This is a genomic window from Bradyrhizobium sp. UFLA05-89, assembly GCF_059803475.1.
This window is the reverse complement of the sequence record NZ_JBANBA010000172.1, coordinates 1-12293: the sequence shown is the minus strand read 5'-3', so window position 1 is coordinate 12293 and position 12293 is coordinate 1. Positions and strand designations below refer to the sequence as shown.

The 12293-nt window shown below is 59.4% G+C and carries 12 protein-coding genes and 2 pseudogenes; 5 read left to right on the top strand and 9 right to left on the bottom strand.

Features of this window, described 5'->3' with window-relative positions; translation table 11 throughout:
- Both SO139_RS43440 and SO139_RS43435 read right to left on the bottom strand, forming a co-directional pair.
- On the bottom strand, window positions 1–455 hold a 455-nt coding region (locus SO139_RS43440), incomplete at its 3' end, for a coproporphyrinogen III oxidase (protein WP_498541956.1).
- 126 nt (window positions 456–581) lie between these two features.
- Window positions 582–953: a 6-pyruvoyl trahydropterin synthase family protein gene (locus SO139_RS43435; RefSeq protein WP_498541955.1), complete on the bottom strand. Its 372-nt coding sequence runs from the start codon at window positions 951–953 to the stop codon at window positions 582–584.
- Window positions 954–1395: 442 nt separating this feature from the next.
- On the opposite strand from SO139_RS43435, the gene SO139_RS43430 reads away from it, so the two are divergent.
- From SO139_RS43430 to SO139_RS43420, 3 genes are all read left to right on the top strand, one after another.
- On the top strand, window positions 1396–2034 hold the full coding sequence (locus tag SO139_RS43430) for a cytochrome P460 family protein (protein ID WP_498539297.1): 639 nt from the start codon (window positions 1396–1398) through the stop codon (window positions 2032–2034).
- Window positions 2035–2046: 12 nt separating this feature from the next.
- The gene (locus SO139_RS43425) at window positions 2047–2616 is read left to right on the top strand and encodes a cytochrome P460 family protein (protein ID WP_498541954.1); all 570 of its coding nucleotides are present in this window, start codon (window positions 2047–2049) and stop codon (window positions 2614–2616) included.
- A 114-nt stretch (window positions 2617–2730) separates the two neighbouring features.
- On the top strand, window positions 2731–3783 hold the full coding sequence (locus tag SO139_RS43420) for a DUF7482 domain-containing protein (protein ID WP_498541953.1): 1053 nt from the start codon (window positions 2731–2733) through the stop codon (window positions 3781–3783).
- A 1056-nt stretch (window positions 3784–4839) separates the two neighbouring features.
- On the opposite strand, the pseudogene SO139_RS43415 reads toward SO139_RS43420, so the two are convergent.
- Together SO139_RS43415 and SO139_RS43410 are read right to left on the bottom strand one after the other, a co-directional pair.
- Window positions 4840–5260 (bottom strand): annotated as a pseudogene (locus tag SO139_RS43415) (peptide-methionine (S)-S-oxide reductase MsrA).
- Between the two features lie 261 nt (window positions 5261–5521).
- Entirely contained in the window at window positions 5522–6013 is a 492-nt protein-coding gene (locus SO139_RS43410; protein ID WP_498541952.1) for a hypothetical protein, read from the bottom strand.
- Between the two features lie 731 nt (window positions 6014–6744).
- Here SO139_RS43410 and SO139_RS43405 point away from each other — a divergent pair.
- Window positions 6745–6876, top strand: coding sequence for a hypothetical protein (locus SO139_RS43405; protein ID WP_498541951.1), 132 nt, complete (start codon window positions 6745–6747; stop codon window positions 6874–6876).
- A gap of 777 nt (window positions 6877–7653) precedes the next feature.
- The gene (locus SO139_RS43400; RefSeq protein ID WP_498541950.1) at window positions 7654–8199 is read left to right on the top strand and encodes a carboxymuconolactone decarboxylase family protein; all 546 of its coding nucleotides are present in this window, start codon (window positions 7654–7656) and stop codon (window positions 8197–8199) included.
- Between the two features lie 390 nt (window positions 8200–8589).
- Here SO139_RS43400 and SO139_RS43395 read toward each other — a convergent pair.
- The 5 genes and pseudogenes from SO139_RS43395 to SO139_RS43375 all read right to left on the bottom strand — a co-directional run bounded on the left by SO139_RS43395 (window position 8590) and on the right by SO139_RS43375 (window position 12000).
- Window positions 8590–9101, bottom strand: a pseudogene (locus tag SO139_RS43395) (molybdopterin-dependent oxidoreductase).
- Window positions 9102–9652: 551 nt separating this feature from the next.
- Window positions 9653–10141, bottom strand: a complete 489-nt coding sequence (gene bfr / locus SO139_RS43390) for a bacterioferritin (protein ID WP_498541949.1) — start codon at window positions 10139–10141, stop codon at window positions 9653–9655.
- 105 nt (window positions 10142–10246) lie between these two features.
- Window positions 10247–10528 (bottom strand): (2Fe-2S)-binding protein, encoded by a 282-nt coding sequence (locus SO139_RS43385; RefSeq protein ID WP_498541948.1) that lies wholly within the window; start codon window positions 10526–10528, stop codon window positions 10247–10249.
- Between the two features lie 132 nt (window positions 10529–10660).
- The gene (locus tag SO139_RS43380; RefSeq protein WP_498541947.1) at window positions 10661–11434 is read right to left on the bottom strand and encodes a caspase family protein; all 774 of its coding nucleotides are present in this window, start codon (window positions 11432–11434) and stop codon (window positions 10661–10663) included.
- A 206-nt stretch (window positions 11435–11640) separates the two neighbouring features.
- Window positions 11641–12000 (bottom strand): hypothetical protein, encoded by a 360-nt coding sequence (locus SO139_RS43375; protein ID WP_498541946.1) that lies wholly within the window; start codon window positions 11998–12000, stop codon window positions 11641–11643.
- Window positions 12001–12293: the final 293 nt, after the last annotated feature.

The following is a 12293-nucleotide window of genomic DNA, read 5'->3' as shown; positions in this document are numbered from 1 at the left end:
CGCCGCTCGAGCACCGGCGTCAAATCGGCGCCGCCGCCGAACCAGGCTTTCGTCGTGACGACGAAGCGCGTGTTCATATGCACGGCTGGCACGTTCGGATTGCGCATATGCGCGATCAGCGAGATGCCCGACGCCCAGAACCGCGGATCCTCTGCCGCACCCGGAATCTGCCCGCGAAACTCGGGCGCGAACTCGCCGTGAACGGTCGAGCTGTGTACGCCGACCTTCTCGAAGAGACGGCCGTACATCATCGACATCACGCCGCCGCCGCCGGGCGCGCCGGAGTGGTCGGTGCGCTGCCACGGGGTGCGCACGAAACGTCCGGCCGCACCGGGATAGAGACCTTGCGGCGCGTCGTCCTCCAGCCGTTCGAAGCTTGCGCAGATGTCGTCGCGCAGAGATTCAAACCAGCTTCGGGCGCGCGCCTTGCGGTCCTCGATCATCGAAACGTCCATATGCAATTTCCGTCGCCGACTTGCGTGACGCGTAGGGTGGGCAGAGGCGCTCTTGCGCCGTGCCCACCGCTTCTGCAACCGCCATTGCGGTTGCCAAAGGGGTGGGAACGCTTCGCTTTGCCCATCTTACGAATTTCCCTGCGGACCGTAGTAGGTGCAGCTCTCGTTGCAACTGTCGCGATGGATGCTGACGCGGGTCAGTCCGCCGAGATGCGCCAGGCGCTCCCACACGAATCGAGAAAGGTTTTCCAGCGTCGGGATGCCCAGCGCCTCGATCTTGTTGAGGAACTTGTGGTCGAGCGTCAGGCGCACGTCCTCGATCGCGCGCTGGAGGAGGCCGAGATCGACCACCATGCCGGTCACGGGATCGGGCGTGCCGCGCAAGCTCACATCGGCGCGGAAGGAGTGGCCGTGAATCTCTTCGCTCGCCGTGCCAAAGGTCGTGCCCGACAGCGAGTGCGCCGCCTCGAAGCGGAATGATTTGGTCAATTCCCACATCTTGTGAACGTCAGTCCTATCTGATGCCGAGCGTCTTGTATGTGCAGCATTGGTGTGCCTGTCTGTCACGACGCGGCCGGAGAACTGGATTGGCCGTTTCCGAACGATCGGTTGCCCAATTTGGAACTACAAGAACTAGAAACGTCAATAGCCCCATCTGCAGATCGCAAGCATACCAGCTCATGAGTGAAGACTGGAAATGGCATTCACGCCGGCAATCCCTACGGCGTGCGTTGCGAGGGGCAAGAAGCTTCCCATGATTAAACATCGATTCTTCGAGCGGACGTCATTCCCGGCGGGCATTAATTTCATGATCCTTCGTCGCTTTCGCATTGAGGCACCCACGTTTAATCTCACTTGTGCGTAGTTAATGAGATCATCTGCGCACGAATGCCGTCACTACCTCATTCGGCGACACACAGCTGGTCATAGGAGAGAGATCATGAGACGCACAGTACTAGCACTTTCCGTCGTTCTCGGCGCCGGCGCTATAGCAACCGCGGTCTTCGCGCAGCAACCACAGCTTCCACCGCCCGACGATTGGCACGCCACCGGCCGCTACCTTCCTGAATACACGAAAGATGGCGACCTTATTCTGCCAAAGAACTTTCACGAATGGGTCTATGTTGGTTCGCCAACAACGCCAAATTTTTTAAACCGGCCCCAAGCAAACTTCCCCGAATTTCATAACGTATATATCGAGCCTGGTTCTTACGAGATCTACAAGAAAACGGGCGTCTTTCCTGAAGGAACAATTTTCGTAAAGGAACTGCAGCTCCTGCAGCCCGCCACTAATCCGGACGGTTCGAGAACTGAGCCATCGGGGCGCGGATTCTTCCCGGGCGCGTTCAACGGCGCGGATGTGACCGTTAAGGACACCGAGAGATATAAGGCAAGCGACGGCTGGGGCTATTTCAACTTCAATCACTTCGAACCCAAGGCGGCCAGCGCCAAAGTCCGGCCGGTCGAGGAGTGCGGCTACTGCCACATCGCAAGCGCGAAACGGGATGACGTGTGGACGCAGTTCTACGCGTTGCTCGACCAGGTGCCGGTGCCGCCCGGCCAGACCATAAAAAAGTAAGGGAGAACTAAGATGAAACTCCTCGGAAATGCGACCGTCGCGTCCGCGTCCATCATCGTCATGACTGTCGCGTGTCTTGTCTCGCAGCCCGCAGTTAGCCAGCCCGCCCCTGCGCAGGATCAACTTGTTGATGCGGCAGGCAACATGCATATCCCGAAGAACTACCGAACCAGCTACGAATTCCTTGGGAGTTGGTCTGTCGCAGGTGAGCAAGGTGCCAAAGAGATGCACGTCGTCTACGCTTCGCCCGGAACTGCGGAGGCCTATCGCGCGACGGGGAAATTCCCCGAAGGCTCGATCCTGGTGAAGGAAGTTTACGGCGCGGCCACCTCGGATATGACGACTGGGACGGTCAGCCATCAAGAAGTTCTCAAAGGTTGGTTCATGATGGTGAAAGACAGTAAGAACAGTCACCCCGATAATAAGCTGTGGGGCAATGGTTGGGGTTGGTCTTGGTTCAACGCGGGTGACGCGCTGAAAACGACCTCAACGAACTTTCGCTCAGATTGTCTAGGCTGCCACATCCCTGCCAAGGCGACTGACTGGATCTATGTGCAAGGCTATCCCGGACTGAAAAAGTGACGGACCGTTAGCCAACTTCGCTTGAACCTTATGTGGGTAAAACCGGACTGGACGCAGAAAAAGGGTAGAGTCATGAAGCCTAGCAGAAAGCTCGGCAGATGTGTTTGTGGGTCGATGATGATCTTTGTGGTGTCGTTTTCGGCACCTCAAGGGTGTCTAGCGGCCAATCCCGCTGCCGACAAAAAAATCACAAAGCAATTCCTCACGTCGGGCCAAGTGGACCTGGTACGGGAGGTGGTGACGCTGCCGCTCCATCGCGGCCGTCTTGCCTCGGGAGAGACTGTTTGGTTCGTGCTTACCGACGTAAGTGATTTCGCCACTTCGAAAGAGATGGGGCTCACATGGGCGCCGAGTCTCGGTTTGGCCAAAGACTTGGCGAGCACACGGGTTGCGGAAATGGACGACTCGGGTAACTTCATGTTCAAATCGGGCCGGGTCGATTTCTCACCGTCGCAGAAGTTGGTGGGGGGCGAGGCGCCCAATTTCTTTCCCCCTAAGATGGCTCGCGCGGGATCTGTCGGGGATGCGCACTACAGCCCATTGGTCCGAGTGGCTAACCGCAAGGACATTGTCTTTAATGCCCCAGTCATCGCGTTCGATGTCGAGCCCGAGAAAATCGCGTTCTGCAACGGCAGTCCTGATTACTCTGTCGTGACGGACTCCGTGGCGAGCATCTGTCCTAATAAGGGCACTGTTGACTTGAAACTCCGGTTTGGCTTCGCGAACGGCAAACACCTGCGCTATCTTAGTTTCGACGCAAATTCCGAGGAGTCGGCGACCCTCGAGTCGTCAACCTTTGCGCCGGCGGAAAGCGACATTCTTCAGAGCGGCGCGATTGAGGTGATCTATACGATAGTGAACGGCAACATGGGTGCGAAAGATCCGAACCGCCAGGGGCTCAACAGTGCTCTCAACGGAGAGGGGCCGTCGCTCGACATCCTCGCGCACTTCACTGAGATCAGCGCCGGATACTCTCCGATGTGGGACGTACGACTGGCCGAGTGGAGCAAGGAGGCTATCTCGAAGGATCAAAGGAAACTGATCACTGACGGCGATGATCTCGAAGCCAAAAGTGCGTCAGGCTTACTGGTGAGCCCTGCGGGGGGGCCGGTGAAAACGACGGGGAATCTGGTGAATTGTCCGGTCGTAGGCTTCACCAATGAATAATCTCCTGGCTCGATAAGGACGCCCCCCGTTCATGCGGGGGGCAATCGGCCTCTCGGCCACTGACGCTTCCTTCGACGTCGACGTGAGTGTGATCAGCACGCCCTCGGGCCCGACGCCTGTCTGTTTTAGGCGTCGATGATCTGGTGGGCCCTCGCGACAGATGCGCGATCTTGAAGGACAGGTTGCCGCCACCTCAGTCGACACGTAGCCCAGCAGAAGCGGCGGCTCGACTCCAACGGAGACCGCGAGCCGGTCGGCAGTTGCGGCAGCGACGCGTGTAGCGTCGCCGCGCCGCGTTCGTCCCCATGCCAATGCTTCGTCGACAACATCCCCGCACTCGGAAGTGTCGACAGCTTTCAGGTCGATCGTGGGATTTGTCGTGCAGTCTACCGGCTTGAGACGCCCCACCGCGCCGGGATCGCCCGTCTAGGCGACCACCCGCGTAGATGATCCAGCTTCAACGCCAAGGCCTTTTCCTCTCGATGTCGGCCCAAGCCCGCTGGCCGCGAGACCATGCCGCACCGAGGACGCGGCTGCTGCGCCCTGAGAGTCTCTGAACAGCAACGTGAACCGCTCATCGAATGGCCTGTAGCCCTTCAAGGTGGGACGAGAGAACCATCGCATCAAGAAACCGGGTCATGTGCGCGCGGTGCCACTTTGCGGGACTCGCATCGGGCATCGACTGCACCGTTGCGGTCCGCCTCGGAAAAAGGATCGCCGAGCTTATCGCGTGCCGGCCTCGCGGTGGACCGCTCAAGGTCGCTGAGCGCGGGCGTCGACTGGAAGAGAAGCGCAGGGGCCATTGCAGGTTCTCAGGACGAGTACGGAATGAGCTGCATCGCGCATGGCACCACGCCAAAGGTTATAATCCGAGTGAGAATCTGAAAGTGGTGATCGGCCGTCCAAACCTCGCCACCTTGTCGCGATGTGAGTGACTTCGGGGGGAGCGGCGAGGCCCTTGGCAAACGCCTTACTACTCACAACGCCGTCGGGCTGTGCCCGCAGCAGGCCACCGACACCGCGATCGCCCTCAGGCGGCATTCCCCGCCGCAACTTTCAGTGCGGACGGACGAAGTAGCAGGTGTAGCCGTTCGGATAGCGTTCCAGCTTATCCTGGTGCTCAGGCTCGGCCTCCCAGAAATCGCCAGCGGGCGAAAGCTCGGTCACCACCTTTCCCGGCGACACCCCGAGTCCTCAACGTTGGCGATGGTGTCTCGGACGACGCGGCGGTGATCCTCGCTCGCGTAGAAAATCGCCGACCTGTACGTTGCCGCCTGAGAGACGTCGGGTCGTGGATCTGGAAGAAGAACTCCAGCAGGCCCCGGAAGCTCGTCTGACTCGGCTCGAACGTGATCTCGATCGCTTCCGCGTGCGTGCCGTGGTTGCGGTACGTGGCGTTCTTGACGTCGGCGCCCGGATAGCCGACCCGCGTTGAGACGACACCAGGCAGGCGCCGCACCAGCCGCTGGATTCCCAGAAGCTACCCTGGGGCCAGGATCGAGCGTTCTGTACCCCCCCGATGTCAGGCCTCCTGCTTTGCGGAGAGCTGCACGTACTCGCCGTTTCCCTCGCTCTTCAGTTGGTTGCGGCGGATGAAGCGAAAGGGAGGCCGAGTTTATCCAATATCTCAACCCGCCCTCGTGTCATCCCGTGCGAGCTGTCAACGTTCTCGACGACGTTGCGGCCTCGAGGGGCCGCATTTTCTTTTTGACCGCGGCACTGTCATAAACAGCGTTAGTCATGTCAGCGCTCCCGGCATGAAGCAACGAATGTGCGGTTCGTCGGTCAACTGAAAACCGGAGCCATACCACACCCACACCAGCGTGCTATGGTCCAAGTTCGGGTCGGTAACAAGGGCATCGTCCGGAACATCAACCCACTCGGTATCGTCCTTCTTCATGTCCTGACCGTTGGACGCGGCTCTATAGAGGTCGGCGCTCTTGGGCACCAGAACCCTGAAATGGCTTTCGTTTTTGTTTTGAGTGGTCCACTCGACATCCCGAAGATGTAAGGCGTCGGAGCCATCACAGCAGGGACCAGACTTACTGCGGAGCTTGGCAAACCACGGGTTCAGCTCGGGGTGCATCGCATCATGACCGTAGGAAGCTGGCGGGGTCATCGTCCACATTAGCGCGATACCCAGCATGCACATGACGATCATGTAACAAGCCAAGATGAGAGGACCGTAGTTCTCGGTGGGGGGAACACTCGACACCACGGTCCCCTTCATCCGGCCTTGCCAAAACCGACTCCTTTGGATTGGGGGCGTCGGGGTGGAGTCAGTCTTGGGTGCTTCAATCATCCAATCACTCGGTTATGCTCAGGGACAATCACCGGATAGTGCAGAAGCGAGCGGAAGAGACTGGCGTTCTTGCAGAGTGCAGCCATGGGACTGGTGCGTGCAATCAGCTTTCGCGTCGACTAAGAAACGGAGCGCGCAATGGGCAGCACACGACTTCGCCAAAGGCGGGAAGACGCGGTACTGCTCGGGAGTCGAATTCGCGCCCCCTTCGGGGCTTTTCCTGTGGATCGGCATTTCGCGGTGCTCCGTTCTATTCTGCATTGAAGATAGGCACCGGCTCGTCGACCGTCCAATCACCTCCGGCTATCGAAACGATGCCATGAGGATCGACACTGAAGGGTTTCAATCTGCCGGGGCCGATGCGCTGCCCCAGAGACGGGCCTGACATTGCTGGAACATCGAATCGACGCTCGCCGCGATACCGAGCGGCTACGGCGCAGGCGCGCACGAGGGGCTGCGGTACGGCGTCAGTGCGCGGAAGTCTCGCAGCGGAAAGCGGACCAGCCTGTTCGCGCGAGCGCTCGAGGGCGACGACGTCGTCAGCTTCAACGTTTACCGGCCGAGGTCGTGTGAGAACTCGTTGGGTCCCTGCGAAATGCCGGCCGAGTGGTTTCGAACGACGTTATGCGTCGCTGCCCACCGAGCGGGCGCAGGGCTCAATGCGTCCCGCCACGTACGGGAAGATCACCGCTGAGCCGGCCTGTGCCATCAACGCGGCGGCAGCGGCGAGCGGCGACGCGATCCACATCACCGGCCAGTACGCCTCGACAACAGTAACGGACAAGGGCTGACGCGGACGTGCTGCCGAACGCGCATCCGTGCGCTGTGACCGCGACGAGGCCGCCAAGCCGCGCGGCCCCATTGTTCACCCCATTTCAACGCGACAACTTCTACCTGGCTACTGTCTCGGGGAGCGGCAGGCCTTATGTGCAGCTTAGGGCCGGCCGGGTTCCTCAAGGTGCTCGGCGACAAGAGCTCGGCTTTGCCGACTAGCGGGCAACAGGCAATACATCAGCGTCGAGAAATTCGGCGCCAACGACCGTGCCGCGCTCATGCTGATGGACTACCCAAACCGCCGGCGCGTCTCGAGATATACGCGCTCGCGGAATGGAGAGAGCTGAAGAACTGCGCCGATCTGGCGCGGCGCCTCGCGTGGCTATTAAGCCAGGGTCGAGCGCGCGGTCTTGCTCCTCCTTGAGTTGCTCGCAGTACATCACGCCGCGCTTCACCGAGCCCGAGTTGGAGCAAGCGCTCGAGCCGGTCAGGTGGCGCATCGTAGACCTGGAAAACGAGATGAAGGCGCTCAAAGCCGCCAGTTCCTCCCGGTCAGCACGGCGAGTCGGGCGCAGCCGAGGACGAAAGCCGGGACGCGTGACAGTAATGCGGTGCTCAGCCGATGACCTGCTGTTATCGATTGCATGATCAAGAAACATGATCGCCGCGGCGCGACGGGCCCTATTCTTCGAGGCAGTCCAGTGGCCACCACTGGCTGAGACGGTCGGCGTTAGCAACGGCCGGCATCGTCACCAGCCCGATAATCGCTTGCGGTCTATAGCAGGAGGATCAAAATGCCGCGTATTGCCATTCCGAAGCGCGAGAACGCCCCTGCGGAGTCCAAGCCGATCCTCGACAACGTCGATAAGATCCTGGGCTTCGTGCCCAACCTGCACCGCCTCATGTCGATCAGCCCGAACACGCTCTCCGGCTGGGCTACCCTGATGGGATCGCTTGCGAAGACGCTGGACGTTAAGACGAGAGACGGGATAGCGCTGGCGGTGTCGGAGGCGGACGGGTGCGATTACTGCCTGGCCGCGCACAGCTTCACCGCGGGCAACCTGGCCAAAATCCCGGCGGACGAAATCGAGCTGAACAGGGAGGGCCGCTCGAGCGATCCCAAGCGCCATGCTGCGGTCGCCTTCGCGAAAGCGCTCATCGAGACGCGTGGCAAAGTTTCCGACGCCCAGTTTGCGGCGGTCAGGAATGCGGGCTGGACAGACGCCAACATCGTCGAGATGATCGCGCTGACTGCCCAGTTCCTTTTGACCAACTTCATGAACAACGCGGTGCAGACCCCGATCGATTTTCCCGAGGTCAGTCCCGCGAAGTCAAGTTAGCGCGAGGTACCCTCCTTACGTGAGCGGAGGGCCGGAGAATCCAATGTCTCGACCCCGCGTCCTGGTGTCGGACGGCACGAGGGCACTCGGCGACCACATCCGGCCGCGTGACGAAGCCCAGTCGGGGACGCAGGCAGCCGTGCCGCGAGTAGAGCAAACAGTCCAACAGTCACTGGCTCGCGCTCGCCTTCCGATGTGGATCATCGCCATGAGCGGCACGACGCTAGAACCGGCGCCGATCATGAGCATGGTTTCTTGGAAGGCTCCAGCCAGAGAAAGTGTCCGTCCTCGGCGCAATCTCGACAATCGCGCAGCTGCTATCGGGCGTTCGCGGCAATCGCTTCAGTCATTCGTGTATCGCTGTTCATGCCACGGATCGCCATGCATGTGTTACCCTTGCAACTCCCAGAAACCGGCCTCGTCATGCTCCGTGAGCTGAAGCCCGTTCACCCACTTGCCGACTTCCAGGAGTAGATGCTGCACGAGCGGGCGCGCCGCCTCCGTGGTCGCGCGGGAAGGGCGGGCCTTCCTACTTGAGCGCAACCATCGCCTTCCCCGTCGCGAGGTCCGCGAGTGGCACGTTAGTGGCGTATCCGTCGTAGCAATGTGCAAGCGCAAACGGAGTGGGTGTGGTAAGCCCAGCGTCAGCGACGATATCATCGACGGCCACGCCCTCCTAAGCGGTGTTGAGCTTCGACCACGAGGTCATGAAGTGGATGTCTCGTGCCATCCTGGTTCGTGGGCGCGCGTTGAACTCCAACCAGCTCCACGCTTTGACCCGAGCCGATTTTCAGCATGAAAGTTTAGTCCGAGGGATCGATCCGCGGCGTGGGTCCGGCCGTAAGCAGTGGCAAATTGTCGACGAGGTGCTGTCCCGTTGGAAGCGGTCCGATAGTTCCGATCTAAATTGACGGAGCTTGCTGATGCCCCGCGGCAGGCCTTATGGTCTTTCTGCTGGCGCATTGAATCGAACCGAAATCCCGGTCAGCTAGCACCGCACGACCTGCCCGGTCTCGAGCTCTGCCCGCGCGCTCTTTTCGCTCGACGCGGTGATCCCGGCCCAGCGACGGCGCTTGCCGTGACTCCTTTGTGATGGTGAGTCACGTAGCGGGTCATGCAGTGAAATAAGTGCTGCACGAGGCGGGTGATGTCGCGACACCGCCGCCGTCTCGTTATGATCTCACCTACCTGGCGCGGGGGCGCCTACCGACGAAGATGGCTAGTGAGCGACGATTTGCGCGCGTGCGCATGGCAACAGCCAATCGCTATTTCGGAGAAGGCGCGTGGAATGTCTGCAAGCATCGGGTTGCCTCGCAGGCGATCGCGCAATTGCAAAGCTCGCTGTTACACTCGCCTACGACCGAGCACAACTTTCTGGGAAGCGTAAGCCGTACCAACTGCTCGTGTTTGCGAACGGCACAGTTCTCCAGGTTGCGGTGGACGGCGCGAAAGCTCAGTGCTCTTCCGTCTCGAGCCCACCGACATGCTTCTGGGTGTAAAGCTCGAGCCCGATCCGGTTGATCAAATCAAGCTGCGTCTCGAGGAAATCGATGTGGTGTTCCTCGTCCGCCATCAGGTTTTCGAACAGGTCGCGGGTGACATAATCGTTCACGGAATGACAATGCGTCGCCGCCTCTTCGTACAGCGCACGCGCGCTCAATTCGGCGGCGAGGTCACAATCGATGATTTCCTTGACGTTCTGGCCGATTCGCAAGGGGTCGAGCACCTGCATGTTGGGAAAGCCGTCGAGGAAGATTACCCGGTCGGTGATGCGGTCAGCGTGCTGCATCTCCTCGATCGACTCCTTACGCCAGACTTTAGCCATGTCCAAGAGGCCCCAATTGGCCAGCAGCCGGTAGTGCAGCCAGTACTGGTTGATGGCAGTGAGCTCGTGACGCAGTCCCTTGTTAAGGTACTCGATGACTTTGGGGTCGCCCTGCATGATGAACTCCAAGGCTTGTGGACGGGTCTTGGCCTTTCGTAGTTTAGAACGCTACTGAGGAAAAACAAGCAAGCAGGTATCCCCGGGGGCGAAACCGAGAAGCACCTATCCAGCAAATCCTGGGAAGTTGGGCGCCGCGGGCGCGACTTTGGGCTCATCCTGCGGGTCATCCATGATCCGGTGCGGGCAGCCGGCCTGAAAGGCTAGTGCACTTTCCCTATACGCTTGGTCGATGATCGTGCTGATGGTGCGCGCGCAGCGACCACATTCGGCGCTGCAGCCAAGGCAGTCATAGATCTGTTTGGCGTTGCGGAGCGCATCGTCGGCCGTGTTCATAGCATGGCGAACATCGTGGTCGCTGAGGACATTGCAGGAGCAGACGATCATAACGCGAAAAAGACCTTCAGCGATGCGACGACATCGATATGGGACGGCGCCAGGGCGCGTTGGAGGTTCCAAGCAAGGCGGAGATGATTGGGTGGCGCCCGCCCCGGGGAGTGAGCCCTGAAATTTGTATGATCACTTGCGGCGACCACTAGCCGCAGAGCCGAGGGAGGACGCGGGAGCGCCGCTCCGTGCAGGGCCAAGATTGACGCTCTCGGTTAGCGTAGACGACACAACTGGAATCTGTTGCCCCTGAGTAGCAGCCACCACTGCGTTTCGGGTGTTATTGAAGACCTCTTCGATCCCCCTCGAGGAAACCATCTGCGTAAGAAGAGCGTTCATCAGCTGACTATGTAGCTCATCCGGGTCTTCAATGACCTGGCCAGGCGCTGCTGAGCTCAGGATCAACGCGTTCTCACTCGTTTGAATGGGTGCAAGTCCGTGGGAATAAGCCCTGAAGCGCCGCTCGTAAGGATTGCGGCGTGAGGCCTCAATGACTACGACCCTGACGCGAGCTCCGGAAGTCTTGAGTTGCGAAAGGAGATAGTCAATGCTTACGCCTTGTCGACGGACATCTTCTTCACTCCAGATCTTCGCATCGACTGGGATTAAATAGTTCTGTCCGTCAGATTGGATGCCGTAACCGCCAAAATAGACTAACACAATTGAGTTCAAATGTACTTTTGCCCTTAGATGATCGATTGCCTTGGTCATGTCGGGGCGCGTCGCATTGTCAACGGCGTCAACCAGAAACCCGTCCTTACGAAGAGCATTTGTCAAACCTTCCGCATCACGCGTCGTTTGGGGAAGAGGAGAGCCGGCATCGGGATAGGTTGAATTGCCAATCACCAGAGCTAGCCGATTAGTATCGAGGGGTACGGATTCACCGGACCATATGGGCGCGTTCATGGGCCGAGGCATTTCCAACCGCATTGTCCTGTCGAGGCCGGTTGAGAGCAAGCCGAGCAGGACCGCAACGCCGACTAGTATTTTGGGAGCTGTCATTTCATTATTGTCTTCAGTTCAACGAGGAAACGCTCCTCTCCGTAAGATGGCTTGGCGCTACCAGCAATTCGCGCAACAGTCGCCCCGGTCGCGTGCCGCCGTTGCGTCCTTCAATTGCGTCGAGCCGTCCAGTAGCCTGAGCATCGCGCCATTCCTAAGTGGCCGCTCCAGGTCCCCCGACCGGACGTTGCGAACAATTTGCCCGCGCCCTTGGCATATTTGTCTTGGACCGTCACCGAAGCGCGAACCGCACCGGATTTTGCGACGTAACCTCGAAATCTCACGAGATTGGGATGCGTGACAATTCCGTTGGTCACGTCGACAGTAAAGGTGTAACTGGAATCGCAGGTTCCTCTTTGCGTCACGAAGACGAGGTCCCAGGAGCCGTCGTAGGCCGACCGCCCATATGCTGCCGGTGCAAAGATAATCAAGCAGCTCGCTGCCGCGATCAGAAGGGAACGCTTTGTCATGATAGCTCTCCCAACTGGTTGAAGCGGACATCTACGGGGCGACGCTGCTGAATCCATCGAAAGTGACCCAAGAGTGACGTGCGCACGATCGGGACCGCTAAAATTTCTCAAATAGTTGACTAGCGGCGGCTTGAGGGAGCCGCACGCTGCCAAGCTTTGGCATCACCACCAATCGTAAGAGAAGCCAGGGTAGTAATAGGTGGGATAGCTCGAATATGAATTATAGGTCGGATAGCCCCAGTACGAACTATAGGCAGGATAGCCCCAATACGAGTTATAGGTGGGATAGCCCC

What these genes read in the sequence shown, in the direction of transcription:
- SO139_RS43435 (WP_498541955.1), bottom strand. Translation starts at nt 953, where the DNA reads ATGTGGGAATTGACCAAATCATTCCGCTTCGAGGCGGCGCACTCGCTG.
- SO139_RS43430 (WP_498539297.1), top strand. Translation starts at nt 1,396, where the DNA reads ATGAGACGCACAGTACTAGCACTTTCCGTCGTTCTCGGCGCCGGCGCT.
- SO139_RS43425 (WP_498541954.1), top strand. Translation starts at nt 2,047, where the DNA reads ATGAAACTCCTCGGAAATGCGACCGTCGCGTCCGCGTCCATCATCGTC.
- SO139_RS43420 (WP_498541953.1), top strand. Translation starts at nt 2,731, where the DNA reads ATGATGATCTTTGTGGTGTCGTTTTCGGCACCTCAAGGGTGTCTAGCG.
- SO139_RS43410 (WP_498541952.1), bottom strand. Translation starts at nt 6,013, where the DNA reads ATGAAGGGGACCGTGGTGTCGAGTGTTCCCCCCACCGAGAACTACGGT.
- SO139_RS43405 (WP_498541951.1), top strand. Translation starts at nt 6,745, where the DNA reads ATGCGTCCCGCCACGTACGGGAAGATCACCGCTGAGCCGGCCTGTGCC.
- SO139_RS43400 (WP_498541950.1), top strand. Translation starts at nt 7,654, where the DNA reads ATGCCGCGTATTGCCATTCCGAAGCGCGAGAACGCCCCTGCGGAGTCC.
- bfr (WP_498541949.1), bottom strand. Translation starts at nt 10,141, where the DNA reads ATGCAGGGCGACCCCAAAGTCATCGAGTACCTTAACAAGGGACTGCGT.
- SO139_RS43385 (WP_498541948.1), bottom strand. Translation starts at nt 10,528, where the DNA reads ATGATCGTCTGCTCCTGCAATGTCCTCAGCGACCACGATGTTCGCCAT.
- SO139_RS43380 (WP_498541947.1), bottom strand. Translation starts at nt 11,434, where the DNA reads ATGAACGCGCCCATATGGTCCGGTGAATCCGTACCCCTCGATACTAAT.
- SO139_RS43375 (WP_498541946.1), bottom strand. Translation starts at nt 12,000, where the DNA reads ATGACAAAGCGTTCCCTTCTGATCGCGGCAGCGAGCTGCTTGATTATC.